Consider the following 25591-nt stretch of genomic DNA (forward strand, 5'->3'; position numbering starts at 1 on the left):
GCGCGTCAGGGACGCGCCGTCGGCCGCTCGAGGGTCGCCCGGACCAGCAGCCCGCCGACCAGCGCCCAGAAGGCCCCGCCGATGCCGAGGACGGACAGGCCGGACGCCGCCAGGAGGAACGTCACCGCGCCGCTCATGCGGCCCCTCGCATCGCTGAAGGACGCCGTCACGGCGGTGGCCATGGTGCCGATGAGGGCGAGCCCGGCGACGGCCTCCACGAGACCCGCCGGCGCGGCGCCGACCACGACGACGAGCGCGCCCGACCCCGCCGCCAGTACCAGGTAGGAGATCCCCGCCGTGAGGGCGGCGACCCAGCGCCGGTCCCGGTCCTCGCCGGCGCCCTCACCGGCCGCCAGGGCGGCGGACAGGGCCGCGAGATTGACGGCATGACCGCCGAACGGTGCTACGACGGCCGTGCCGAGTCCCGTCACGGTGAGCGCCGGCCGCCAGGGCGCGGTGTAGCCGAAGGAGGACAGGACGGCGACCCCGGGGAGGTTCTGCGACGCCATGGTCACCACGTAGAGCGGCAGGGCGATGCCCACCACGGCGGCGGGGTCGAGCACCGGGACGGTGGCCGTGACGGACGGGGCGAGCGAGGAGGCGTCGATCACGGTCCCGTCGACGGCGAGCCGGACCCCGATCACGGCCAGCGCCGTGACGAGGGCGAGCGGCACGGCCCAGCGGGGCAGGAGCGCGGACGCGGCCAGCCACACGAGGATCACCGGCAGCACGAGGAGCGGGATGGTGCCGAGCGACTGGAAGGGTGCGAGGCAGAGCGGCAGCAGCACTCCGGCGAGCATGGCCTGCGCGAGGTGCTGGGGGATCCGCGCCACGAGACCGCCCAGCCACGGCACGGCGCCCGTCAGCACGATCAGCAGGCCTGTCACGAGGAACGCGCCCACCGCCGCCGGCCACCCGCCGGCGGGCATGGCCGCCCCCGCGAGCAGGGCAGCGCCGGGCGTGGACCAGGAGAGGGTGACGGGGATGCGGTAGCGGAGCGCCAGCAGCACGATCCCGAGCCCCACGACGGCCGTCAGGGCCAGCAGGCCCGACGCCGCCTGTCCGGGCGTCGCCCCGGTGGCCCGCAGCCCCGCGAGGACGACGGCGAAGGAGGACGTGAAGCCGACGAGTGCTGTGACGATGCCCGCGAGGATCGGCTCCTGCAGGCCGGACTGCCGGTTCAGGCGCCGCGGCCCTGCTCGAGGAGCCGCTGCACGGCCTCGAGCTCGTCGCTGAGGGACTGCAGCCGGGCCGTGTTCTGCTCCACGGCGAGCCTGCGGACGAGGAGGTCCTGGCGTTCGCGCAGGTCGGCTTCGGAGACGGGCTGGTCGGCGGTCGGCTGGTCACTGGTCGGCATGGCCCCAGTCTGTCAGGACGCCGGGGCGCGCGCGACCACGCCTCACAGGGGTGTCACGTACGCGCCGGTGACACCGCCGTCCACCGAGAACTGGCTCGCGGTGATGAAGGAGGCGTCGTCCGAGGCGAGGAAGGCCACCGCGGCGGCGATCTCGTCCGGCTCGGCGAAGCGGCCCAGCGGTACGTGGATGAGCCGCCGCTCCGCCTTCTCGGGGTCGCTCGCGAACAGTTCCGCCAGCAGCGGCGTGTTGACCGGCCCGGGGCAGAGCGCGTTGACCCGGATGCCCTGGCGCGCGAATTCCACCCCCAGTTCACGGCTCATCGACAGCACGCCGCCCTTCGACGCCGAATAGGAGATCTGGGACGTCGCCGCGCCCACCAGCGCCACGAAGGAGGCCGTGTTGATGATCGAACCCCTGCCCTGGGCCTGCATGTACGGGAGCACGTGCTTGCAGCAGTAGTAGACGCTGGTCAGGTTCACCTCCTGGACGCGCCGCCAGGCGTCGATCCCCGTGGCGAGGATGGAGGCATCGTCCTCGGGCGAGATCCCCGCGTTGTTGAAGGCGATGTCGATCGACCCGTAGGTGTCCTGCGTGAACGCGTACATGGCCCTGACGTCGTCCTCGTCCGTCACATCCGTGCGCACGAACCTGCCCCCGATCCGCTCCGCGATCCCCTGGCCCGTGCTCTCGTCGCAGATGTCCGCGATCACCACGCCCGCCCCCTCGTGGGCGAGGCGCCGGGCGGTGGCGAGGCCGATGCCCGACGCGCCGCCGGTGATGACGGCGGTGCGATCCTTCAGGCGGTTGGTGACGAGTCCGTTGTAGGGCAGGTCCGTCATGGAGCACTCCTCGGGGTGGGCGGGATGGGGGCGGGGTGCGCGGGTCAGGCGTCGGTGGCGAGGAAGACGTTCTTGGTCTCGCTGAACGCGTCGAGCGCGGAGGGCCCGAGCTCGCGGCCGAAGCCCGACTGCTTGAAGCCCCCGAACGGGGTGGAGTACCGCACGGAGGCGTGCGAGTTCACGGACAGGTTCCCGGCGTCGATCGCACGCGAGACGCGCAGCGCACGGCCGATGTCGCGGGTCCAGATGGAGCCGGACAGGCCGTACGCCGAGTCGTTGGCGATCCGCACGGCGTCCGCCTCGTCGTCGAACGGCACGACGCACACGACGGGTCCGAAGATCTCGTCCGTGAAGGCCGGCGAATCGGGGGCCGACGGCGTGAGGACCGTGGGCGGGAACCAGAAGCCGGGCCCCGACGGCGCGGATCCCTGGAACGCGACGTCCGCGACGGCCCTCCCGTCCCCGTCGTAGACGAACCGGGCCACCGCCTCCCGCTGGCCGGCCGAGATGAGGGGCCCCATGGTGGTGGCGGCGTCCCGGGGGTCGCCGACGCGGACGGACGTCATCGCGCTCTCGAGCAGGGCGAGGACCTCGTCCAGGACCGGGCGTTCCACCAGGACGCGGGACCGCGCGCAGCAGTCCTGGCCCGCATTGTCGAACGCCCCGTCCGGGATCGCCGCCGCGGCCTTCCCGAGATCGGAATCCGCGAAGATGACGTTCGCGCTCTTCCCGCCGAGTTCGAGCGTCACCCTCTTGACCTGGTCCGCGCAGCCGGCCATGATCCGCTTGCCGACCGCGGTGGAGCCCGTGAAGACGACCTTCCGTACCGCAGGGTGCGTCACGAAGCGCTCGCCGACCACGGTCCCCTTGCCGGGCAGCACCGTGAGGACACCCTCGGGGATGCCCGCCTCCAGTGCCAGTTCACCGAGCCGGACGGCGGTCAGGGGCGTCAGCTCGGCGGGTTTGAGCACCACGGTGTTGCCCGCGGCGAGGGCGGGGGCGAATCCCCAGGCGGCGATGGGCATCGGGAAGTTCCAGGGCACGATGATGCCGACGACCCCGAGGGGTTCGTGGAACGTGATGTCCACGCCTCCCGCGACCGGGATCTGCTGCCCGACGTGCCGTTCCGGAGCCGCGGAGTAGTACGTGAGGACGTCCCGCACGTTGCCGGCCTCCCACCGCGCGAGGGCGATCGTGTGGCCGGCGTTGGCCACCTCGAGCGCCGCGAGGTCGTCGATCGCGGCGTCGACGGCCGCCGCGAACCGGCGCAGCAGCAGGGCCCGGTCGGCCGGTGCCACCTGCCGCCAGGCGGGGAAGGCCACCGCCGCCCGGGCGATCGCGGCGTCGGTCTCCTCGGGTCCGGCCATCGGCACGGTGCCGATGGGCTCCTCGGTGGCGGGGTTGAGGATCTGCCGTACAGGGCTCATGACGCGGCCCTCACGGTCCCGCGGCGCTGCAGCGCGTGGGCGAGGGCGGCGTCGACGAACCCGCCGAACAGGCGCCGGTCCTGCCCGTTCTCCTCGGGGTGGAACTGCACGCCGAGGAGCCATCCCGGAGAGGTCCCGTCGGCGCTCTCCACGACCTCCACCGTGCCGTCGGCGGCCCGTGCCGTGACCCGCAGCCCGCCCGCGACGGCGTCGAGCCCCTGGTGGTGGTAGCAGGGGCTCGACGCATGCTTGCCGAGCAGCCGGCGCGCGATCGACCCGGGTGTGGTGGTGAAGTCGACTCTCCCGAACACGCCGGGCGCGGGCCGGTACCGTGCAGCGTCCGGGTGGAGGTCGGGCAGGTGCTGGTGGAGGGTGCCGCCGAGGGCCACATTGAGGACCTGCGCACCGCGGCAGATCGCGAACAGCGGCAGGCCCGCGGCGAGGGCGGCACGGGTCAGTGCGAGGTCGTGCTCGTCGCGTTCCGGCTGGCTGACCGTGCGGGGGTGCGGCGCGGCGCCGTAGTACGAGGGGTCGACGTCCGAGCCTCCGATGACGACGAGCCCGTCGAGCAGGGACAGCACGTCCGCGTCGGTGCCGACGGGGGGCAGCAGGAGGGGGGTTCCTCCCGCGTCGTCCACCGCCCGGATGTAGGCGGCAGGCACGAGCGCCGCCGCCCGGTCCCAGACGCCCCAGGCCGCCGGCTGCCAGTACGTGGTGATGCCGATCCTCGGCCGGTAGGTGTCGCGCGCCTGATCGCCTGGCACAGCTGTCCTAGTGCCGCTCAAACCCGCGCCGCATTTCCCAGTCCGTGACGGCGGCGTTGAACTGCGCCATCTCGACGTCCGCGTAGTGCGTGTAGTGCTCGACGACGTCCTTGCCGAAGACCTCGAGCGCGACCGCGGACCCCGCGAAGAGATCGCGCGCCTCCTGCATGGTCACCGGGACGTGCTCGGCGTCCGAATGGTAGGCGTTCCCGTCCATCCGCGGTGGCAGCTCGAGGCTGTTCGCGACACCGTGGAGGCCGCCCGCGAGCATGGCCGCCAGCGCGAGGTAGGGGTTGGCGTCGGCGCCGGGCAGGCGGTTCTCGAGCCGTGCCGAGCCGCCCTGGCCCACGAGGCGGACCGAGCAGGTGCGGTTGTCCAGCCCCCAGGCGACCGCCGTCGGGGCGAAGGAGCCCTCGGCGAAGCGCTTGTACGAGTTGATGTTCGGGGCGTAGAAGAGCGTGAACTCGCGCATCGTGGCCAGAACCCCTGCGATGAAGTGGTCGTAGAGCGGTGTGCGCTCGTTCTTCCCGGCATCCCAGAACACCAGCCCGCCGTCCTCGCCCCGCAGGGACATGTGGATGTGGCAGGAGGAGCCCTCACGCTCGTTCGGCTTGGCCATGAACGTCACGGCCTGCCCCCGCTGCGACGCCATGTCCTTCGCCGAGAGTTTGTACACGCTGTGGTTGTCGGCGGTGACGACGACGTCGTCGTACTTGAAGGCGATCTCGTGCTGGCCGAGGTTGCACTCGCCCTTGGCGGACTCGACCACCATCCCCGCCTGGTACATCGCGTTGCGGATGTCCCGCAGGAGGGGCTCGACGCGCAGCGAGCCCAGGATCGAGTAGTCGACGTTGTACTGGTTCGCTGGGACGAGGTCGCGGTACTCCTTGAGCCGTGCGCCCTCGAAGGACTCGTTGTAGACGAGGAACTCGAGCTCGGTCCCCGAGAAGGCCCGCAGGCCGAGGTCGGCGGCCTTCGCGGCCTGTGCCTTGAGGATGCTGCGGGGGGCGACGTCCACCGGCTCGCCCGTCGTGAAGGACAGGTCCGACTGGATCATCACGGTGCCCTCGCGGTAGGGCAGGCGGCGGATGGTGTCGTAGTCCAGATCGAAGACCATGTCCCCGTACCCGGTCTCCCAGCTCGACATCGCGTACCCGTCCACGGTGTTCATCTCGGTGTCGACGGCCAGCAGGTAGTTGCAGGCCTCGGTGCCGTGGCCGAGGGCCGTGTCGAGGAAGAACTGGCCGTGGATCACCTTGCCCTGCAGCCTGCCCTGCATGTCCGTGAAGGCCAGCACCACCGAGTCGATCTCCGCGGACCGGATTGCCGAGGTGAGCTGGTCGATCGTGAGCATGCGCTCGTTGCGGGGATGCGGTTCCATGGGCTTCCTTCGGGGAGGGGCGGCGGTGGTGACGGTAGCGAGGGTGATGGCGACGGGCGGAGGGTCAGGTGAGGGTCGAGCCCTCCTTCTCCAGCAGGGCGAATTCCTCCTCCGGCGCGCTCGCCACCAGGTGGTGCCGGCTGTAGAACCAGAAGTACGCGAGGGCGGCCAGGAAGACGGCGGCGGTGATGGAGGCCGCGAGGATGTCCACGAAGAACGTGGCGATGAGGGCGATGACCGCGAGGACCAGGGCGATGCCCGTCGTCACCACGCCCCCGGGGGTGCGGTAGCCGCGCTCGAGGCCGGGCTCCCTGACCCGCAGGAGGATGTGGGACAGGTTCAGCAGGACGTACGAGACCGTCGCCCCGAACACGGCGATGTTGATGAGCAGACCGCCGTTCCCGGTCAGGGCGGCCAGGAGGAAGCCGATGGTCCCCGGGACCAGCAGGGCCACCCACGGTGTCTGGCGCCTCGAGGTCAGGGAGAGGAAGCGCGGGAGGTAGCCGGCGCGGGAGAGCGCGAACAGCTGGCGCGAGTAGGCGTAGACGATGGAGAAGAAGCTCGCCACGAGCCCGGCGAGTCCCGCGTAGTTGACGAAGTCGGCGAGGACGGAGTCCCCGCCCGCGGCGGCGCGCAGGGCCTCGGGCAGGGGGGAGTCGGAGCTGCCCATGGCCTCCGCGCCCGCCGCCCCGGGCACGAGGACCAGCATGAGTGCGCCGAAGACCAGGAGCAGCAGCATGGCCACGATGATGCCCCGCGGCATGTCCCGCTTCGGGTCGTGCGACTCCTCGGCGGCGAGGGGGACGCCCTCGATCGCCAGGAAGAACCAGATGCCGAAGACCAGTGCGGCGAGGACGCCGGAGAAGCCGTAGGGGAGGAAGGCCGATGATCCCGCCGACCCGTCGGGGACGATGTCGAACAGGTTGGCGGTCGAGAAGTGCGGCAGCAGTCCCACGACGGTGACGACGAGCGCGACGACGGCGATCACGGTGATCCCGAAGATCAGCTTCAGGGCCTCGCCCACGCCCCAGAGGTGGATCCCGATGAAGACGAGGTAGGTCACGAGATAGACGGGCCAGGAGTTGGTGAGACCGAAGAGCCCCAGCGCCTCGATGTACCCGCCGATGAAGGTCGCGATCGCGGCCGGGGCGACGGCGTACTCGATGAGCACGGCCATGCCCGTGGCGAAGCCGCCGAGTGGCCCGAGGGCGCGCCGGGCGAATCCGTAGCCGGCACCCGCGGTGGGCAGCATCGACGACATCTCCGCGAGCCCGAAGACCATGCACGTGTACATGATCCCCATGAGGATGAAGGCGATCAGCAGTCCGCCCCACCCGCCCTCGGCGAGCCCCAGGTTCCAGCCCGAGAAGTCACCCGAGATCACGTAGGCGACCCCGAGGCCTGCCAGCAGCACCCAGCCGGCAGCGCCGCTCCTGAGTTTTCGCTGCCTGAGGTACTGATCGTCGACGGTGGTGTAGTCGATCTTCCTGCGTGCCACGGGTACTCCTGGGGTGGACGGCCGGATGGAGCGGGAGGGCGGCCTTCCTCGGTGCGACGGACGGTACCGGGGGAGGCGATCGATGGCGCGGAACCCAATGGAGTGATATCAGTCCATTGAGTGCCCCCATGATTGACGCCGCCGCCGCGTTCGTCAAGGGGTGCGCGGAACGCCCGCCCGGGGCGTGCGGCACGGGTGCGGGCAGGCCCTGCGTAAGCTGGCACGATGAACAGCCCCGCTGATCCGGCGTTCGGGCTCATCCAGCCGGCGCGCAGGGGGAACGCGTTCGAGGAGACCGTCGAACGCCTCCTGCACGCCATCAAGCTGGGAGTCTTCCCCGCCGGGGCACGACTGCCGGCGGAACGTGACCTGGCGGAGCACCTCGGCGTGTCCCGCTCCACGCTGCGGGACGGCCTGGCGGACCTGCAGGCAGCCGGCTACCTCACCATCCAGCGCGGCCGGTACGGCGGCGCGACCGTCAGCGCTGAGCTGCCGAGCAGCGCCCCCGGTCGGGGCGGGGAGCCCCCGGAGCGCTCCGACGTGGAGGACGCCCTGACGTTCCGGGCCGTCGTCGAACCCGCCGCGGCGCGCCTGGCCGCACAGGCGACGCCCTCCGACGGGGCACGCACCCACCTCCTGGAGCTGCTGCACGCCGTGACGGGCGCCGATCCGGCGCGGTACCGGCCCCTGGACGCCCGCCTGCACCTGGCCATCGCCGAACTCGCCGGTTCGCCGTCCCTGACACTCGCCGTGGCCCAGGCGCGGTCCCGCACCGACGACCTGCTGGACCGCATCCCCTTCCTCGCGGTCAACCTCCACCACTCGGACCGCCAGCACGCCGCGATCGTCAGGGCCGTCCTCGGGCGCGATCCGCACCGGGCGCAGGAGGCGATGATGGCCCACCTGGACGGCACGGCCGCTCTCCTGCGGGGATTCCTCCTCGACGAGACCGGGGACCGGCGGCCCGGGAAATAGATGTGCCTCGGCAACCGTTCCCTCAAGAGGTCCACGGCTCCCGCCGTCGTTCCCGAATCGAGAGGTGCATCATGTCCGTCCCCCTGTCCATCCTGGATCTCGCGCAGGTCGCCGAGGGCTCGACGCCGGCCGAGACGTTCGCGTCCAGCGTGTCGCTGGCCCAGCACGCCGAGACCTGGGGATACCGCCGCATCTGGTACGCGGAGCACCACAACATGGGCAGCATCGCGTCCTCGGCCACCAGCGTGCTCATCGCCCACGTCGCCGCGCACACCTCGAGGATCCGGCTCGGCTCGGGCGGCGTCATGCTCCCCAACCATTCGCCGCTGACCATCGCCGAGCAGTTCGGCACCCTCGAGAGCCTGCACCCCGGCAGGATCGACCTCGGGCTCGGCCGGGCCCCCGGCAGCGACCAGACCACGGCGCGCGCGCTGCGGCGCGACCCCATGTCCGCCGACAGCTTCCCGCAGGACGTCCTGGAGCTGCAGGGCTACCTGACCGGTGACACGCGCGTCCCCGGCGTCCAGGCCACCCCCGGCAGGGGCACCAACGTGCCGCTGTACATCCTCGGCTCGTCGCTCTTCGGCGCCCGGCTCGCCGCGGCCCTCGGCCTGCCGTTCGCCTTCGCATCCCACTTCGCCCCGCAGGCACTGCAGGACGCCGCCTCGATCTACCGTCGCGAGTTCAGGCCCTCCGAGCAGTCGGAGAAGCCGCACTTCATCGCCGGGGTCAACGTCATCGCGTCCGACACCGCGAGCGACGCCCACCACGAGTTCCACGAGGCCATGCTGCGCCGCGTGACCCTGCTCCTCGGGCGTGGCCAGACCTTCACGCGGGAGGAGTCCGAAGCGATCCTCGCATCCCCCGGAGGCCAGCAGATGGCGGACATGGCGCGCTACAGCGCCGTGGGGACGCCCGACGTGGTCCGCGACTACCTGGAGCGCTTCGCGGCCCAGATCGGGGCGGACGAACTCATCGTCGCGACCCAGGCAGGCTCCACCGAGACGTGGCTCCGGTCCTTCGAACTACTGGCCGGCGCCATGCTTCCCGTGACGGTCTGAAGGTCACGGAACGAAGAGAGTTGGAACTCCTGCTTGCCATTACCCTCCCGGGTTTGGTTTAGTGGGACGCAGTTGTAGTGTTGCGCATTTGTATTTCGCACGGCCTGGCCCTTGCGGGGTAGGCCGCGTCTCTGAAAGAGCGGACAAGCACGCCGCGACTGGGGCACTCCGAAAGTCGGAGTGCGTCTGAATTTCAGAAGGATGAAAAAAATGGCAACAGGTACCGTGAAGTGGTTCAACGCTGAAAAGGGCTTTGGATTCATTGCTCCCGACGACGGAAGCGCAGACGTGTTCGCACACTTCTCCGCCATCAACGCAAGCGGCTACCGCTCGCTCGATGAGAACCAGAAGGTCAGCTTCGACACCGAGCAGGGCCCCAAGGGTCCTCAGGCGTCGAACATCCAGCCCCTCTAGGGTTCGGATCTTCTACTAGATCTTCCTTGACGAAGCAGGTCGGACCCCGGTCCGGCCTGCTTCTTCTTTTCCCCACCAGGAGCTCCCCATGAACCCCCGCACGCTGTTCCGCCTCGTCGCCGTCGCAGAGGCGGTGACCTGGGCCTTCCTGCTGCTGGGCATGTTCCTCAAATACGTCACACGCTCCACCGAGGCCCTCGTGCCGCCGGCCGGTGCCGTCCACGGCTTCGTGTTCCTCTGCTTCGTCGTGACCCTCGTGTTCGTCTGGATCAACCAGCGCTGGTCGCCGGCCACGGGCCTGCTCGGCCTCGCCTCCGCGATCGTGCCGTTCGCCACGGTCCCGTACGAGTGGTGGATCGAGCGCCGCGGACAGCTCGCCGGCGCGTGGCGGCTCGCCCCCGGCGCCGAGACACCCCGCAACCCCCTCGAGCGGGTGCAGGCGTGGGTGCTGCGGAGCCCGCTCGCGGCCCTGCTCGTCGCGGTCGTCGGGATCTCCGTGGTCTTCTCGGTCCTGCTGCTCGTCGGGCCTCCCGGATCCTCGAGCTGAGGCGTCATGACCGACCTGGCGAACACCGGCGACGACGAGCGGTTCTTCCTCCACAGCGGGCGCCGCTGGCGGAAGACCGACCCCTCTCTGCCCGAGGACGTGCGGAAGCGCCTGATGTCCCATCTCGGGCGCGGCCGCTCGGGCGTACGGAACAGTGCCCGGGGCGACGACGGTGCGGCACTCCCACGTGCCCGGCGTACTGTGCAGCTGGCCAAGGAGGGCCTCGGCGAACGGGGGACGCCCTGGTGGGAGCAGTCGGCGGCGGAACGGACGGCGCGGTGGAGTGCCGCGCTCGAGGAACTCGACGCGCTGCAGGCGAAGCGGTCCGCGCCACGGCAGGACGGCACCGGCCGGAATGATGCGGGCCCGGACGACGACGGTGCCTGAACGGCCGGAGGAACCGCACGGCGGGAACGCCGAGCCGGCCGGGTACTCCGGGCCGTCCGGCGCCGAGCTGCGCGCCGAGATCCTGCGCATCGCGGAGCAGCGGGGAAGCGGGAAGACGCTCTGCCCGTCCGACGCCGCCCGCAGCATCGGCGGTGACGCCTGGCGGGACCTCATGCCGGCGGCACGTCGCATCGCGTTCGAACTGGCGGGGGAGGGGCTGGTGGATGTGACCCAGCACGGCGACCGGGTGGAGCCCGACGTCCGTGGTCCCATCCGGATCGGCTGGATCGGCCGGTCCGCGAGCGGAGACGAGCGCAGGAACCCGCCGACGCCGGGAGGCCGCCGGTCCTGACGACGACGGACGACGGCGCCCCCGGAAGGAGGCGCCGTCGTCCACGGCCGTGCGGGCTGGGGAGCTACTGGCCGCCGAGGCCCGAGGTGGCGAAGCCCTTGACGATCTGGCGCTGGAAGATCATGAACACGATCAGCAGCGGCAGCGCGGCGAGGATGGCGCTCGCCATGGTCTGCGCGTACTGCACACCGAACGCGTTCCTGATCGTCGCGAGGCCCACGGGCAGCGTCAGCAGGTCCGGGTTGTTGATGACGATGAACGGCCACAGGAAGTTGTTCCACGCGCCGATGAACACGAAGATCGAGACCGCTATCAGGATGGGGCGCGAGAGCGGCAGCACGATCGTCATGAACGTCCGGAACCGCGAGGCGCCGTCGAGCCGCGCGGCCTCCTCGAGCTCGATCGGCACGGTGTCGAAGAAGTTCTTCAGGATGAACACCATCATGGGCGCCACGATCTGGGGGAGGATGATCCCCGGGTACGTGTCGATGAGCCGCAGGGCGTTCATCTGCTGGAACAGCGGCACGATCAGGATCTGGCCGGGCACCATGATCGAGGCGATCGTGACGGCGTAGAGCCACCCGCGGCCACGGAAGGTGGTGCGCGAGAAGCCGTAGGCCGCGAGGGCCGAGATGGCCACGGTCAGCACCGTCACCGCCACGGAGACGAGGAACGAGTTCATCATCCAGATGGGGACGTCACCCGCGGCGATGACGGCACGGTAGGACTCGAGCGTCAGGCCCTCCCGCGGGAGGATCGCGAAATCCGCGTTGGACGCGTCCGACTCCTTCTTCAGCGAGGTCAGGATGGCCCAGAAGAGGGGGACGAGCCAGAGGGCCGCGGCGATGACGAGGGCGATGATGCCGACGGCCAGCACACCCTTGTTCTTGCCGACGGTCGCGGCGAGGGTCTTGTTGCGCTCGTTGCGGGTCTCGTCGGCCTTCGAGATGGATCGGGCCGACGTCGTGGTCGGAGTCACGGTCGAGGACATGTCAGGCCGACTTTCTGTTCATGACGCGGAGCTGGACGATGGAGATGACGATGATGAGGGCGAAGAACAGGTACGAGATCGCCGACGCGTAGCCGAGGCGGTAGCCGGTGAAGCCGACGTCGTAGATGTACTCGAGCACCGATCGTGTGGCACCGTTCGGCCCGCCGTTGGTGAGCAGGAAGATCTGCTCGAAGACCTTCAGCGATGCCAGGATCTGCAGCATGATGATCATGACCGTGGTGCGGTTGATCATCGGGATGGTGATGGAGAACAGCCGGCGCCACGGCCCTGCGCCGTCGATCGACGCAGCCTCGTACAGGTGGTCCGGGATGTTGTTGAGCGCGCTCAGGTACAGCAGGAAGTTGAATCCGAGGGTCCACCAGACGGTGACGACGACCACGGAGAACATCGCCAGGTTCCCCTCGCTGAGGAACGGGATCTGCGCGAATCCGGCGCGCAGCAGCAGCCCGTTGAAGAGGCCGAAGTCCGGCTGGAACATCCACTGCCAGATCGCGACCGCCACCGACACGGGCAGCAGGTAGGGCGCGAAGAAGGACAGGCGCCACAGCCACTGGCCCGGCAGCCCGATGTACACGAGGTAGGCGAGGACGAACGACAGCACCACGAGCGGCACGGCGGTCAGCACCGTGAAGATCACGGTGTTGCCGAGCGCCTGCCACAGGGCGGCGTCCCCCAGGGCCTCGGTGTAGTTGGTGAGACCGGCGAACTCGGAGCCGCTGCCGGTGAGGCTCTGGTTGGTGAAGGACATCCACAGGCCGGAGAGGATCGGCCAGATCAGGAACATCGCGAACGCGGCCGCGAACGGCAGGACGAACCAGGCGCCGCTGCGGCCCTGGACGCTGCGCGCCCGGGCGCCGGCGCTGCGGGAACGGGAGGGTGGTGCGGACGAGGCGCCACCCGCGGCGACGGGTGCCTGTGCCTCATTGCTGCTGGTCAGGGAACTCATGGCGATGCCTCAGTCCTACGTCGGGTTCGGGGCGAGCAGCATCGCGTCGATGCGGCTGAGCAGGGAGTCGATGGCTGCGTCGGGGGTCGTGGCCCCGGTGAAGGCGCCGGTGAGCACCTGGCTCATCTGGTTCTGGAACTCGGTGCCCGCCCCCGCGAACCACACGGCGGGGTCGAACACCGGGTTGTCACCGGCGCCGGCGTACTCGGTCTGGGGGGTCAGCGCGGCGTACTCCGGGGTGTCCCGGATGGGTGCATAGGCCGGGATGTGGCCGGCGCCTGCCCAGGTGCCGCTCTGCTTGAGGATCCCTGCCACCAGCTCGTACGTCCGCCGGGTGGTCTCCTCGTCGCGCTCGAGCTGCCGGGGGAGGACCCATGCGTGCGAGTCGGCGTAGGAGGCCGGGGTGCCGAACATCGTCGGCATCGGCACCGCACCGAGATTCGGGATGGCCGCGGCGTAGGCCGGGAGCTCCCACTCGCCGGAGAAGATCATGCCGGTCTGCCCGGAGGTGAAGGCCGAGATGGCACCGGGGTAGTTCTGCGTGGCCGCCATCGCCGTGCCGTCCATGAGGCGGACGACGAACTCGATGACCTCGCGGGCCTTGTCACGGTCGATCGACGCCGGGCTGCCCACGCTGATCGAGTAGTCGCCGCCGGTCTGGCCGTAGAGTCCCCAGAAGAGGCGCCAGGACTGCCCGGTGTCGGTGACGTGACCGAAGGAGATGCCCTGGGCGCCGGTGGCCTCGGCCATCCTGGTGCCGGCATCGATCATGGCCTCCGGGGTCTCGATCGGGGTGAGGTTGCCGTCGGGGCCGAGCAGGCCTGCTGTCTTCGCGAGGTCCTTGTTGTAGAAGAGGATGAACGGGTGCGTGTCCAGCGGCACCGCGTACAGCTGTCCCTCGTACTGGCAGCTCTTCCACACCGCGGGAGCGAAGTCCTCCTCCCGGATGCCCTGCTCGGCGAGCAGGTCGAGGTCGAAGGGCTCCAGCAGGCCGCCGGGCGCGTACCCCGCGAGCCGCGAGACGTGCATGATCGCGGTCTGCGGCGCCTTGCCGCTCGCCGAGGACATCGCGAGCTTCGTGTAGTAGGGCGAACCCCAGGCGAGCGTGACCGGCCTGACCGAGAGCCCGGAGACCGAGGACCTCACCGCATCGATCATCGAGCGCATCTTGACGCCGTCCGCCCCCTGGAACAGGTCCCAGAGCTGCACGCCACCGGCGGTGGTCGCGGAGGTGGAGCAGCCCGCCAGGGATCCGCCGGCGGCCAGGAGCCCTCCCGCGCCGAGGAGTCCCTGGAGGATGGAGCGCCGGGATACCGGTGTCCTGAAAGTGGGATCGTGTCCCATCGAGTGTCCTTCCCGTCAGCCCGGCACGGAGCGATGGGCCGAACTTCGTTGTTCCCGCGGAGGTACCACGTTGAAAATCTAACGTTGTAAAAAATATGGGTGCTAGCGCGAACCTTGTCAACCCCCTTATGGTCGCACCCAGCTTCGATGGGATGATCGGAGGAGGACGACGACGACGAGGGGGAATCCGGGATGGACAATTCGCCGGAGCTGGAGCAGGGCGTGCCCGAGGACGCGGCGGGGGCGCTCCGGTCGGCGTCGCGCCGTCGCCCCGTCAGCGTGAAGGACGTCGCCGCACGCGCCGGTGTCTCCTGGAAGACCGTCTCCAACGTGGTGCACCGGAAGGCGCACGTGAAGCCGGCCCTGCGCGAGCGCGTGGAGCAAGCCATCGTCGAGCTCGACTACCGGCCGAATCTCGCGGGGCGGCAACTGCGCCAGGGCTCGAGCAAGGCTCTGGTCCTGGCCCTGCCGGACATCCGCTCGCCGTACTTCAGCACCCTCGCGCACGAGGTCATCCGGAGCTGCCGTGCCCTCGGCTACACCATCACGGTGGAGGAGATCGGGATGGATATCGCCGACGAGCGCCGCGTGCTGGAGGGCTACCGGGAGCGGCTCATCGCCGGCATCATCTACAGCCCCCTGGTGGTCCCGTCCGAGGAGGTGCTGGCGCGCCGTGACACGACGCCGCTGGTCCTCCTGGGCGAGCGCCTCGTGGATTCGGGCCTGCCGCACGTGGCCATCGACAACCGCGCCTCCGGGCGCGTCCTCACGCAGCACCTCATCGACGGCGGCCGGCGCCACCTCGCATTCATCGGCGCCCAGCCGGTCCTCGGGGCCGGGACGGCGCAGATGCGCCTCGACGGGTTCCTCGACGCGCTCGCCGCCGCCTCGCTCGAGGCGCCGGCCGAGCTGCGGCTCGAGGCGGACGAGTACACGCGGGAGGAGGGGGAGCGGCTGGGTCACCGCCTCCTCGATCTCGGGCTGCCGTGCGACGGCGTGGTGTGCGGCAACGACCTGCTGGCGGTGGGCGTGCTGCGCGCCTTCCGGTCCCGGGGTGTGTCGGTGCCCGGCGACATCGCAGTGGGCGGCTGGGACGACATCCCGGAGGCATCCTTCGGCTTCCCGTCGCTGACCACGATCGCGCCCGACATGGCGCAGATCGCCGCACTGGCCGGCGGATTGCTGGTCGCGGAGATCGAGGGGAGGCGCGACGGCGACGCGGAGTCCACCGCCGACTTCGTGCTGCGGATCCGCGAGTCGGCACCCTGAGTTTTACAACGTTGCATTTCTTCTGGTTCTGAGTTTCACTGAAGGGAACACGCTTTTCGATCCAGGAGTTCCGATGCCGCACAGCGACCCCGCCGTCACCTCGTCCACCGTGCCGAAGCCCGAACACCCCCGGCCCCAGTTCGTCCGCGAGGACTGGCTGAACCTCAACGGTGTCTGGCAGTTCGAGATCGACGCCGGCGACTCCGGCCTCGAGCGCGGCCTCGTCACCCGCGATCTCGAGCGCGAGATCCTCGTGCCGTTCGCGCCCGAGAGCCGCCTCTCCGGCATCGGGCACGTCGACTTCATGGAGGCCGTCTGGTACCGGCGCACCGTCACCATCCCGGCCGCATGGACCGGGAAGAAGGCGCTGCTGCACTTCGGTGCCGTGGACCACGACGCGACCGTGTGGGTGAACGGCGTCGAGGTGGCCCGCCACCGCGGCGGGTTCACCCCCTTCACCGCCGACCTCTCCGGTGTTGCCGGCCCCGGGGAGGAGGCCGTCATCGTGGTCCGTGCGAGGGATTCACGCCACGAGATGCAGGCCCGCGGCAAGCAGGCCACCTGGTACGACAACACGCACTGCCAGTACACCCGCACCACGGGCATCTGGCAGACCGTCTGGCTCGAGGCCGTACCCGAGGTGAGCATCCGGCGCCTGCAGATGGTGCCCAACCTGGCCGGGCGGAGCATCCGCCTCACCGTCCCCGTGACCAACAACCGCCCCGGCCAGACGGTCCGGGCCACGCTCGCGGACGCCCGGGGCACCGTCGTCGTCGCGGGCATCGCGGCCGACCTGGACCTCGCGCCCGAACTGCAGCTCCAGATCCCGGAGGACCGCTTCGTGCCCTGGTCCATCGGGACGCCTCATCTCTACGACCTCACGGTGGAGCTGCTCGACGCCGACGGCACGCCCGTGGACACCGTGCTCAGCTACGCCGCGGTGCGCTCGGTGGCGCTCGACGGGAAGAAGGTGCTCATCAACGGCGAGGTGGTGTTCCAGAAGCTCATCCTCGACCAGGGCTACTGGGAGGACTCCCTCATGACGGCCCCCGACGAGGCCGCGCTGCTCAGGGACATCCAGCTGTCCATGGAGGCGGGCTTCAACGGTGCGCGCCTGCACGAGAAGGTGTTCGAGGAGCGCTTCCTCTACCACGCGGACCGTCTCGGCTACCTGGTATGGGGCGAGTTCGGCGACTGGGGCGTCTCGGGTGCCGGCACCGTGGGTCACAACCAGGCGCCGACGGCGAGCTTCATCACCCAGTGGCTCGAGGCCCTGCAGCGCGACTTCAACCACCCGGCCATCATCGGGTGGTGCCCGCTGAACGAGACGCACCAGAAGCTGCACGACCGCATCACGGTGCTCGACGACGTCACCCACGGCATGTTCCTCGCGACCAAGCTCGCGGACCCCACCCGGCCCGTGATCGACGCCAGCGGCTACTCGCACCGCGTGGCCACCACGGACATCTACGACTCGCACTCCTACGAGCAGGACGCCGCGGCGTTCGCCCTCGAGCAGGGCGGGCTCGCGGAGGGCAGGCCCTTCGTGAACCGGAACCACGCCGACGAGGACTACTCGGTGCCCTACAACGGGCAGCCCTTCTTCATCTCCGAGTTCGGCGGCATCTGGTGGAACGCCGAGGAGGCCGCCGCGGCGGTCTCCGGCGACGACGAGTCCGAGTCGTGGGGCTACGGCCAGCGGGTGGCCAACGAGGAGGACCTCTACCACCGCTTCGAGGGCCTCTGCACGGTGCTGCTCGACAACCCCGACATGTTCGGCTACTGCTACACGCAGCTGACCGACACGTTCCAGGAGAAGAACGGCATCTACAACTTCGACCGGACCTCGAAGCTCGACATCCCCCGGATCCGCGCGATCCAGGACCGTGTCGCCGCCATCGAGCTCGCCGCACAGAAGGCCGACGCCTAGCAGTACCAGGAACGACCCGGACGGACGACGACGGCGGCACCCCGGTGGGTGCCGCCGTCGTCGTCCGCGCTATGAGAGGCCGCCGTCCGGATGCCTCCTGCCGGCCGCCTCCGCCTACTTCCGGGCGAGCTCCGGGTAGTGGATCTCGGTGACGTCCGGGTGGGCGCGGAGGCGGCCCTTGAGCATGTTCGAGCCGTAGGAGGACAGCATGGGGTTGTCGGGATCGTCCGACAGGCCGCGGGCAGCGGCCTTCAGGTCCTCCGCGAGGGGCACCGGCTCGATCACGGCGTCGAGGCGGGGCGACCAGAAGAACGGGATGGCATAGCGGTCCACCCCGGGTGCGGGCGCGGTGACACGGTGGATGGTCGCCGCGAGGTAACCCTCGGTGGCGACCTCGAGCATCTCGCCCAGGTTCACCACGAGCGCGCCGGGGATCGGCGTGACGGGCACCCACTCGCTCGCACTGTGGGGGAGGACCTCGAGGCCGCCCACCTCGTCCTGCAGCAGGAGGGTCACGAAGCCGTAGTCCGCGTGCGCACCGACGCCCTGCGAGCCGGCACCCTCGACGACGCCGCCCACGTAGTGGACGAGCTTGGCCATCCAGGCCGGGCTCCCCTCGAACGGTTCGGCGAAGTAGTCCTCGGGCAGGCGGAGGGCGACGGCGATGGCGGAGAGCAGCTCGGCGCCGACCGTGGACATCAGGCCGGCCCAGGCCATGGCCTGCTCCTCGAGCTCGGGCAGGGACTGCCGGGGCCAGAGGTTGGGCCCCTGGAGCAGCCAGAAGGGCTCGTCGGCCGGGTAGTCGGCCACCGGCTCGCGCTCGGGGGAGAAGTCGATCTGCTCGCGGGCATCGGGGCGGCCGCGCGTGATCTCGGTGCCGAGGCCGGCGTACCCGCGGAAGTGGGGGCTCGTACGGTTGTGGAGCTTCAGCCGCTCCTCGAGCGGGAGGTCGAAGAAGCGGCGCGTGATGGAGAACAGGTCGTCCACCTGGGTGGGCGCGGCGCCGTAGTTGATGACATGGAAGAAGCCGACGGTGTGGGCGGCTTCGCGCAGCTCGTCGATAAACGCGGGGTTGAAGGAGCCATCGGCGGAACGTGCGGTACTGAGGTCAAGGGTGGGGATCGATCCCGGAGAGTGCTGCATGCGCAGGACGTTACGCCCGTTGAAAAGGCCCGTTCGCCTTTACGTTACGCAGTATTGCGGCTTGACCCCCTCACATCGAGACCGCTCGGCGCCGTCCGTCGTCTAGGGTGCGAGCGCTGCGCGGAGGACCGCCGCGATGCTCCCCGTGACCTGTTCCTCCGTGACGGCGTCCGGATCGGCCGCGCACTCCACGGCCATGCCGTTCACCGTGGCCAGCAGGATGGTCGCGAAGACGGTGTAGTGCTCGGGGTCCGACGGCGCTCCGAAGGCACCCGCCCGCTCGGCGAGGGTGGTGGCGAGGAGGGTGCGGCGCGTGCGCCGGTGCTCGCGGAAGACGGCGCCCACCTCGGGGTCCCGGCCGGCCTGCAGGGCGAACTCCACCACGAGCGCGTGCCAGCGGCGCTCCCGCACGACACCGCGGGCGAGATAGCGGGCGGTGTGCAGGACGGTCTCGTCGAGGGAGGTGATGGCGTCCACCTGGCTGAGCACGTCGGCGGCGGTGTCGGCGAGGCGCTCGCTCAGCAGGGTGGCGAACAGCTCCTGCTTCGAGCCGAAGTTGGAGTAGACGGCGCCCTTGGTGTAGCCCGCGCGCTCGGCGATGGTGTCCAACCGCGCGGCGACGTAGCCGATCTCCTCGAAGACCTCCAGGGCCGCGACGAGCAGCCCTGCCCGGACGTCCTCGCGGCGGGGGCGCCGTCGTGGCCGTCCCGCCGTCGTGCTGCCGTTGTCCGTGTTCGTCGTCATCTGACCTCCAGGAGTTAGGATACCATTGGTATTGAATACTCTTGGTATTGAAATGAAGGATGCCGTGACCCACTCCCAGCCCGTCCCGTCCGCCCGGCAGCCGGCCGACGCCGCGCCCGCCGTCGCCGTGGAGGGACTCACCCTGCGCGCCGGGCAACGCACGATCTTCGAGGACGTCACCTTCGAGGTCCCCGCCGGGGCCCTCGCCGTCCTCACCGGCGCGTCCGGGACCGGCAAGAGCCCGCTGGCGCTCGCGATCGCCGGACGGCTCGCCCCGACCGCCGGGCGCGCGACCGTCCTCGGACTCGACCTGCCCCGGCACGCCGGCGCCGTGCGGCGCCGGGTCGGTGTCACCGGCAACGCCACGGTGACACCGCTCGACGAGACGCTCACCGTGAAGCACCACGTGGCCGAGGCGTTGCAGCTGGCCGGCCCGTGGTGGCGGCGCTCGGCGTCCGCCGCGCGCGTCGACCGCACCATCACCGCGGCCAATGACCTGCTCGGCGTGCTCGAGGGCGTGTTCGAGGACGCGAACGGGGATGCCGTGACGCCCCTGGTCCGGGCCCGGCTCCACCGGAGCCAACTCGTCCGGGATGCCGCGCCCGCTTCGCGCTTCGCGCTCGGCCTCGTCCTCGCTCTCGCCTCGGACCCGGACCTCCTCGTGGTGGACGACGTGGACCAGCTCCGCACCGTGCACGAGCGGCGCGCCGCCTGGGCCGCACTGCTCACGCTCGGCCGGACCGGCGGCCACGGGAAGCCGCTCACCGTCGTCGCCACCTGCCAGGACCGGCGGGAGCTCGACGACGTCCTCGACTCCGGACACCACCTCGGCGCGCTGCCCCTGCGCCCCGTCACCACCCACACCCTCGGGGCATTCCCGTCCCCGGCACCCGAAATCAGGTAACGCGTGTTCTCCCTGCTCCGCACGGAACTCTCCCGCTTCCGCATCACCCTCACCGCGAAGGCAGCCCTGCTGGTCATCGCGATCATCCCCGCCCTCTACGGAGGTCTCTACCTCGCCGCGAACTGGGATCCCACGGGCCGGCTCGACCAGCTGACCGCTGCCGTGGTGAACGAGGACCGCCCCGCCACCGCAGCCGGTCCCGACGGCGCCGAGAGCACCATCTCGGCCGGCGCCGACCTCGCGGAGTCGCTCACCTCCTCGGCCGACGCAGGCTTCACCTGGGTCGAGGTCGGCAGGGACGAGGCGCAGGAGGGCCTCGACGACGGCACCTACGCCGCCACCCTCGCCATCCCGTCGGAGTTCTCGTCCACCCTGGCCTCGGTGGGCGGCGACGCCCCGGCCCGGGCGATGCTCGACATCACCACCAACGACGCCGACAGCTACATCGTGGGCCAGGTGGGCAACACCGTCGCCGCCAACCTGCAGCGGCAGGTGCAGTCCGGCGCCACGGAGGACTACCTCGACAGCATCTACCTCGGTTTCTCCTCGCTCCACGGCAAGCTGACCGAGGCCGGCGACGGCGCCGGCAGGATCGCGGACGGCGCCAGGAGCGCCGACGATGGGTCAGCGTCGCTCGTCGTCGGGCTCGGGAGCCTCGTCGACGGCAGCTCCCAGCTCTCCTCCGGCAGCGCCCAGGTGGCGGCCGGCGCGGCCGATCTCGCCGCAGGGGCGGGCGATCTCGCCGCAGGCCTGGACCGGCTCGACACGGCGACGGCGGAGCTCGTGCCGCAGTCGCAACAGCTGGCCGCCGGGACGGCGTCCGCCGCCACGGGCGCAGCGACGCTGCGTGACGGTGCCGCCGGGCTCGCCACCGGGACGCAGGTGGTGGCCGACGGCGCCGCGCAGCTCTCGGCTTCGTCGGCCACCCTGGCGGACGGCACGCGGGGCGTGGCCGACGGCGTCACGCAGGTCGGGAGCGGGGCAGGCGCCCTGTCGGCGGGAGCCACCGGGCTCCAGGCCGCAGCCGACCAGGCGGCGGCCGGATCGCGGACCGTCGCCGACGGCCTCGCCGGGCTCGCCGCGAACTACGGCTCGCTCTCCGATGCCGAGCGGCTCGCCGCCCTCCAGCAGCTGGCCGCGGGTGCCGATGCCGCCGCCGCGGGCAGCGAGGGGATCGCCGGCGGCGCCGGGAGCCTCGCCGCCTCGGCCTCCGAGCTCGCCGCAGGGGCCGGGAGCGCTGCGGCCGGTGCGTCCGCCGCCGCCGACGGCGCCGCAGCACTGGCAGCCGGTGCCTCCGATCTCGACCAGGGTGCGTCCGCCGCCGCCGGCGGGGCCGCGCAGGTCTCCGAGGGCGCCGCAGGCCTCGCCGACGGACTCGTGCAGCTCGGAACCGGCACGGCAGCACTCGCCGACGGCACACCCGCACTGCGGGACGGCATCGTGTCCGCGTCCGCCGGCGCCGACCAGCTCGCAGCGGGGGCGACGACGCTGAGCAGCGGTGCCGGGCAGGTCGCCGGGGGAGCGGCAGGCCTCGCCGACGGTTCCGCCCAGGCGTACGACGGCGCCGCGCAGCTCGAGGACGGGCTCGGCACGCTGTCCACCGGATCCTCCGACCTCGCCCGGCAGCTCGACGAGGGCGCAGGGCAGGTGCCGGACTACGACGAGGCGCAGCGCTCCGTGCTGAGCGGCGTCGCGGCGTCGCCCGTCGCGATCGACCGGACGCACGCCAACGCCGTGGACGCCTACGGCGAGGGCATGGCCCCGTACTTCATCCCGCTGGCGCTCTGGGTGGGCGGCATCATCACGTACACCGTGCTCCGGGCCGTCTCGCCGCGGGCGCTCGCCTCCACGGCCGCCTCCTGGCGGGTCTCGGCCGCCGGCTACCTGCAGGGTGCGCTCTTCGCGGTGCTGCAGGCCCTGGTGCTCCTCGGCGTCCTGGTCGCCGCCGTCGGACTGACCACACCCCACCCGCTGGGGCTCCTGGCCTTCACCGTGCTCACCGCCCTCGTGTTCACGGCGATCCACCAGGCGCTGGTCGCGCTCCTCGGGGGCGTCGGCCGCCTCGTGGCCCTGGTGCTCCTGATGCTGCAGCTCACCTCCGCGGGCGGCACGTACCCCGTGGAGACCGCGCCGGGCTTCTTCCGGTTCCTGAGCCCGTTGCTGCCCATGACGCACGCCGTCGAGGGGTTGCGCCACCTGATCGCGGGCGGTGACGTCGGGGTCGTCTGGCTCGCCGCCGCACAGCTGGGAGTCTTCTTCGTGCTCGCTGCGGCGGTCTCGGTGCTGGCGTCCCACCGGCGCCGCTCCTGGTCCATGGAGACGCTGCACCCCAGCCTCGCGATCTGACAACCGAGCGTCCACAGGCACCCGGAGCGCATGCGTTCCGGGGCAGGACCGCCTAGGTTGGGTAGGTATCCGTTCCCGTCAGGAAGGCACCATCCCATGATCTTCATCGTCGTCAAGTTCACCGTGAAGCCCGAGTGGAGCGACCGCTGGATCGACCTCACGCGGGGCTTCACGGAGGCCACGCGCCAGGAACCGGGCAACCTGTGGTTCGACTGGTCGCGCAGCGTCGATGACCCGAACCGGTTCGTCCTCGTCGAGGCGTTCCAGGACGACGCCGCGGAGGCCCACGTGAACAGCGACCACTTCTCGCAGGCGATGCGGGACATGCCGCAGGCCCTCGTGGAGACGCCGGAGATCATCAGCGAACGCATCGGCGCCGAGGGCTGGGGCCGCATGGGCGAGCTGACGGTCGCCTGACGCAGGTCTCCGCCGCAGGCACCGGAGCAGGACAGGACGAAGGACCGCACCCGGCGGAACGGGTGCGGTCCTTCGTCCGTACCGGGGTGTCCTACGGGGTGAGGACGCTCTTCGGCAGGTGGTGCGTGGTCACCGCGCCGATGGGTGCCATCGGATGGAGCGGGTCGGGGGCGGTGCTGCCGGTCGGTCCGCCGAGGCGTGAGTGGCAGACCGCGCTGAGCAGCGCGTACGCGTCGCCGGTGGAGTAGCCGTGCGTGTGCACGAGGAAGTCGAAGACGTCCTCGTAGCCGCGCCGGATCGACTCCTGGACCGGGTCGCCCAGCCCCACGAAGATCCACTCCGACTCCGTCTCCACGCGCGGTGCCCGCAGGGGGAGATCCTTCACCACGTCGACGCTGATCACGGCGACGCCCTCGGCCTCGATCGCGACGAAGGACGACTCGCCCTCGGCCATGATCGCGTGGATGTCGCCGATGGACAGGTACGCACCCTCCGTCATGACCGGGAGGTAGACGGTGGTCCCGGGCCGGCAGTCGGTGAGGTCCATGTTCCCGCCCTGGGCGTAGGACGGCATGACCGTCGAGTGGGTGCCCTGCGCGGGCGCCGTACCGATGCACCCGATCATCGGTGCCGGCGCGAGGACGTGCCGGTCGGTCACGTGGACGCCCTGCGCGTCGATCGGGACCCGGCGCGTGAACATGCCGCTGCCCATCCTGTCCTGCAGCGCGCCGACGCCCGGAAGGCTGACGGACCAGCCGCAGTCCTTCAGCCTGATCTCGTGGATGGTGACGGCCAGGGCGTCGCCGGGCTGTGCGCCCTCGACGTACAGGGGGCCGGTGACGGGGTTGAGCTGCGCGGTCAGCCGGCCCATGTCCCTGTGGTCGTGCAGCTGGGCGTACACCTCGTCGTTCGTCTCGAAGCCGATGCGCTCCCCGGTGCCCGGCCTGATCCGGAGTGCGGGTTCGTCGTCGGCACTGAAGCCGGGCCGGCCGAAGGACTTGTCGAGGAAGTGGTCGAGGCCGTCGGACAGGGGGGTCGTCCCGGTGGTGGAGCTGGTCATGGTCGGTGTCCTTCACTGGCGGTCGTCACGGGCTGGTGGTCCTCGGGCATCCCGGGGTCGCGTCCGGAGACGTCCGTGGTGCGTCCGGTCCGCCGGTAGTACGCGAAGACGCAGGCGCCGAGGGCGAGCCACACGAGCCCGCCGATCTTCGCCTCGACCGCGGCGTTCAGCAGCACGTACCCGATGATCAGGAAGCCGATCACGGGCACCACCAGGTGCAGGAGGTAGTTGGTGGACTTCCTGCGGATGACGTAGTGCACCACCACGGAGACGTGGAGGAGGAGGAACCCGAAGAGCGCCCCGAAGTTCACGAGGGCCGAGATGATGTCGATCTGGCCCACGAAGAAGAGCACGAGGACGGCCGAGATCACCGAGACGGTGATGATCGCGTACTGCGGTACCTTGCGGGAATTGATGGCACTCAGGAACTTCGGCAGCTGGCCTTCCCGGCTCATCGAATAGAGGAGCCGGGATGTGGCGGCCTGCGCCGCCATGGCGTTGGCGATGCCGAGGGCCAGGACGTTCACCACGAAGAAGGCTGTGGCCCAGGTGCTGCTCGAGGCGGCCTCCACGAGGTCGAAGAACGCGTTGCCCGCGGCATCCTCGGAGAACGGCCCCTGGCCTGCCGCGAGGAGACTGGCCAGCCAGGTCTGCGTCACGAAGCAGAACGCTGCGATGAACAGGGCGATGATCATGGCCTTCCCGGCGGCGGTGCGCTTGCCGGTGGATTCCTCGGCCATGGTGGAGATGCCGTCGAACCCGAGGAAGCTGAGGACGGCGATGGACAGAGCCGAGGCCAGCAGGGGCCCGCTCACCGTCTCGGCGTCCCAGACGGGGGCCGTTGAGAACTCGGCGCCGGGGATCGTCCCCCCGTTCAGGGCGGAGACCGCGATGATGATGAAGATGACCACGAAGGCCAGTTCCACCACGAGGAAGATGCGGTTCATCAGTTTGAGCGAGCTGATCCCGAGCAGGTTCACCGCCGTGTTGAGGGCCACGAACACCAGTGCCCATACCCAGCGCGCCGATCCGGGGAAGATGCCGATCATCGACTCGGCGGCGAAGACGTAGAGGAGCGTCGGGATGAGGAGGTAGTCGAGGAGGATCGCCCACCCGGCGAAGAAGCCGATCGTGGGGTGGATCCCGCGGCCCACGTAGGAGAAGACGGAGCCGGCGAGCGGGATGGCCCTCGCCATCTGGGAGTACGCGAGGGCGGTGAAGATCATCGCCACGAGCCCGATCAGGTAGACGAGGGGCACCATGCCCTCGGCGGCGTTGTAGACGGTGCCGAAGATGGCCCAGGGGGCGATCGGCACCATGAAGATCAGTCCGTAGATGAGCAGATCCGTCGTCGAGACGGACCGTTTCAGTTCCTGCTTGTACCCGTACGACTCGAGCTGCTGCTGCGCGCTCAACTCATCGGGTGCGTGGGATGTGGCCACCGGAATGCCTTTCGGTCAGCGGGACGGGCGC

At 70.6% G+C, this 25591-nt stretch carries 25 protein-coding genes; 11 read left to right on the plus strand and 14 right to left on the minus strand.

The window, feature by feature from the left end; genetic code table 11:
* Positions 1–5: 5 nt before the first annotated feature.
* The 7 genes from V6S67_RS02990 to eat all read right to left on the minus strand — a co-directional run bounded on the left by V6S67_RS02990 (position 6) and on the right by eat (position 7267).
* Complete coding sequence (locus V6S67_RS02990; protein WP_442884844.1) at positions 6–1154, minus strand: benzoate/H(+) symporter BenE family transporter; 1149 nt, start codon at positions 1152–1154, stop codon at positions 6–8.
* Positions 1155–1180: 26 nt separating this feature from the next.
* Positions 1181–1357, minus strand: coding sequence for a hypothetical protein (locus V6S67_RS02995; protein WP_334208826.1), 177 nt, complete (start codon positions 1355–1357; stop codon positions 1181–1183).
* A gap of 42 nt (positions 1358–1399) precedes the next feature.
* A complete protein-coding gene (locus tag V6S67_RS03000) occupies positions 1400–2197 on the minus strand; it encodes a 3-oxoacyl-ACP reductase (protein ID WP_334208827.1) in 798 nt (265 codons plus the stop codon).
* A gap of 44 nt (positions 2198–2241) precedes the next feature.
* Positions 2242–3624 carry an aldehyde dehydrogenase family protein gene (locus V6S67_RS03005; protein ID WP_334208828.1) on the minus strand — a complete coding sequence of 461 codons (1383 nt, stop codon included), beginning with the start codon at positions 3622–3624 and terminating at the stop codon, positions 2242–2244.
* Positions 3621–4388: a gamma-glutamyl-gamma-aminobutyrate hydrolase family protein gene (locus V6S67_RS03010; protein WP_334208829.1), complete on the minus strand. Its 768-nt coding sequence runs from the start codon at positions 4386–4388 to the stop codon at positions 3621–3623. Before V6S67_RS03010 ends, V6S67_RS03005 begins: the two co-directional genes overlap by 4 nt.
* Positions 4389–4395: 7 nt before the next feature.
* Positions 4396–5769 (minus strand): glutamine synthetase family protein, encoded by a 1374-nt coding sequence (locus tag V6S67_RS03015; RefSeq protein WP_334208830.1) that lies wholly within the window; start codon positions 5767–5769, stop codon positions 4396–4398.
* Between the two features lie 64 nt (positions 5770–5833).
* On the minus strand, positions 5834–7267 hold the full coding sequence (gene eat, locus V6S67_RS03020) for an ethanolamine permease (protein ID WP_334208831.1): 1434 nt from the start codon (positions 7265–7267) through the stop codon (positions 5834–5836).
* Between the two features lie 225 nt (positions 7268–7492).
* On the opposite strand from eat, the gene V6S67_RS03025 reads away from it, so the two are divergent.
* The 6 genes from V6S67_RS03025 to V6S67_RS03050 all read left to right on the plus strand — a co-directional run bounded on the left by V6S67_RS03025 (position 7493) and on the right by V6S67_RS03050 (position 11003).
* Positions 7493–8242, plus strand: a complete 750-nt coding sequence (locus V6S67_RS03025) for a FadR/GntR family transcriptional regulator (RefSeq protein WP_334208832.1) — start codon at positions 7493–7495, stop codon at positions 8240–8242.
* Between the two features lie 71 nt (positions 8243–8313).
* Positions 8314–9303 carry an LLM class flavin-dependent oxidoreductase gene (locus V6S67_RS03030; RefSeq protein ID WP_334208833.1) on the plus strand — a complete coding sequence of 330 codons (990 nt, stop codon included), beginning with the start codon at positions 8314–8316 and terminating at the stop codon, positions 9301–9303.
* A gap of 210 nt (positions 9304–9513) precedes the next feature.
* A complete protein-coding gene (locus tag V6S67_RS03035) occupies positions 9514–9717 on the plus strand; it encodes a cold-shock protein (RefSeq protein ID WP_026533290.1) in 204 nt (67 codons plus the stop codon).
* Positions 9718–9805: 88 nt separating this feature from the next.
* Positions 9806–10264 (plus strand): DUF3817 domain-containing protein, encoded by a 459-nt coding sequence (locus tag V6S67_RS03040; RefSeq protein ID WP_334208834.1) that lies wholly within the window; start codon positions 9806–9808, stop codon positions 10262–10264.
* 6 nt (positions 10265–10270) lie between these two features.
* On the plus strand, positions 10271–10651 hold the full coding sequence (locus tag V6S67_RS03045) for a 2-polyprenylphenol hydroxylase (protein WP_334208835.1): 381 nt from the start codon (positions 10271–10273) through the stop codon (positions 10649–10651).
* Positions 10644–11003, plus strand: a complete 360-nt coding sequence (locus V6S67_RS03050; protein ID WP_334208836.1) for a DUF3253 domain-containing protein — start codon at positions 10644–10646, stop codon at positions 11001–11003. Before V6S67_RS03045 ends, V6S67_RS03050 begins: the two co-directional genes overlap by 8 nt.
* 64 nt (positions 11004–11067) lie before the next feature.
* On the opposite strand, the gene V6S67_RS03055 is transcribed toward V6S67_RS03050, so the two are convergent.
* From V6S67_RS03055 to V6S67_RS03065, 3 genes are read right to left on the minus strand one after another with little or no spacing between them, the layout of a single operon-like run.
* Positions 11068–11994 carry a carbohydrate ABC transporter permease gene (locus V6S67_RS03055; RefSeq protein ID WP_334208837.1) on the minus strand — a complete coding sequence of 309 codons (927 nt, stop codon included), beginning with the start codon at positions 11992–11994 and terminating at the stop codon, positions 11068–11070.
* 1 nt (position 11995) lies between these two features.
* Entirely contained in the window at positions 11996–12961 is a 966-nt protein-coding gene (locus V6S67_RS03060) for a carbohydrate ABC transporter permease (RefSeq protein WP_334208838.1), read from the minus strand.
* 15 nt (positions 12962–12976) lie between these two features.
* Complete coding sequence (locus V6S67_RS03065; protein WP_334208839.1) at positions 12977–14305, minus strand: extracellular solute-binding protein; 1329 nt, start codon at positions 14303–14305, stop codon at positions 12977–12979.
* Between the two features lie 192 nt (positions 14306–14497).
* On the opposite strand from V6S67_RS03065, the gene V6S67_RS03070 reads away from it, so the two are divergent.
* Together V6S67_RS03070 and V6S67_RS03075 are read left to right on the plus strand one after the other, a co-directional pair.
* Positions 14498–15574: a LacI family DNA-binding transcriptional regulator gene (locus tag V6S67_RS03070; RefSeq protein ID WP_334208840.1), complete on the plus strand. Its 1077-nt coding sequence runs from the start codon at positions 14498–14500 to the stop codon at positions 15572–15574.
* A 73-nt stretch (positions 15575–15647) separates the two neighbouring features.
* Positions 15648–17504, plus strand: a complete 1857-nt coding sequence (locus V6S67_RS03075) for a glycoside hydrolase family 2 protein (protein ID WP_334208841.1) — start codon at positions 15648–15650, stop codon at positions 17502–17504.
* Between the two features lie 114 nt (positions 17505–17618).
* On the opposite strand, the gene V6S67_RS03080 is transcribed toward V6S67_RS03075, so the two are convergent.
* Positions 17619–18647, minus strand: coding sequence for an isopenicillin N synthase family dioxygenase (locus V6S67_RS03080; protein WP_334208842.1), 1029 nt, complete (start codon positions 18645–18647; stop codon positions 17619–17621).
* A 102-nt stretch (positions 18648–18749) separates the two neighbouring features.
* Positions 18750–19391 (minus strand): TetR/AcrR family transcriptional regulator, encoded by a 642-nt coding sequence (locus V6S67_RS03085; RefSeq protein WP_334208843.1) that lies wholly within the window; start codon positions 19389–19391, stop codon positions 18750–18752.
* A 64-nt stretch (positions 19392–19455) separates the two neighbouring features.
* On the opposite strand from V6S67_RS03085, the gene V6S67_RS03090 reads away from it, so the two are divergent.
* From V6S67_RS03090 to V6S67_RS03100, 3 genes are all read left to right on the plus strand, one after another.
* Complete coding sequence (locus V6S67_RS03090) at positions 19456–20295, plus strand: ATP-binding cassette domain-containing protein (RefSeq protein WP_334208844.1); 840 nt, start codon at positions 19456–19458, stop codon at positions 20293–20295.
* Positions 20296–20298: 3 nt separating this feature from the next.
* Positions 20299–22641 (plus strand): YhgE/Pip domain-containing protein, encoded by a 2343-nt coding sequence (locus V6S67_RS03095; RefSeq protein WP_334208845.1) that lies wholly within the window; start codon positions 20299–20301, stop codon positions 22639–22641.
* 96 nt (positions 22642–22737) lie between these two features.
* A complete protein-coding gene (locus V6S67_RS03100; protein WP_334208846.1) occupies positions 22738–23058 on the plus strand; it encodes a putative quinol monooxygenase in 321 nt (106 codons plus the stop codon).
* Between the two features lie 91 nt (positions 23059–23149).
* On the opposite strand, the gene V6S67_RS03105 is transcribed toward V6S67_RS03100, so the two are convergent.
* Together V6S67_RS03105 and V6S67_RS03110 are read right to left on the minus strand one after the other, a co-directional pair.
* Positions 23150–24118: an acetamidase/formamidase family protein gene (locus tag V6S67_RS03105; protein WP_334208847.1), complete on the minus strand. Its 969-nt coding sequence runs from the start codon at positions 24116–24118 to the stop codon at positions 23150–23152.
* Positions 24115–25560, minus strand: a complete 1446-nt coding sequence (locus V6S67_RS03110; protein WP_334208848.1) for an APC family permease — start codon at positions 25558–25560, stop codon at positions 24115–24117. Before V6S67_RS03110 ends, V6S67_RS03105 begins: the two co-directional genes overlap by 4 nt.
* Positions 25561–25591 lie beyond the last annotated feature (31 nt).

The sequence above is a fragment of the Arthrobacter sp. Soc17.1.1.1 genome (assembly GCF_036867195.1).
GTDB lineage: Bacteria > Actinomycetota > Actinomycetes > Actinomycetales > Micrococcaceae > Arthrobacter_D.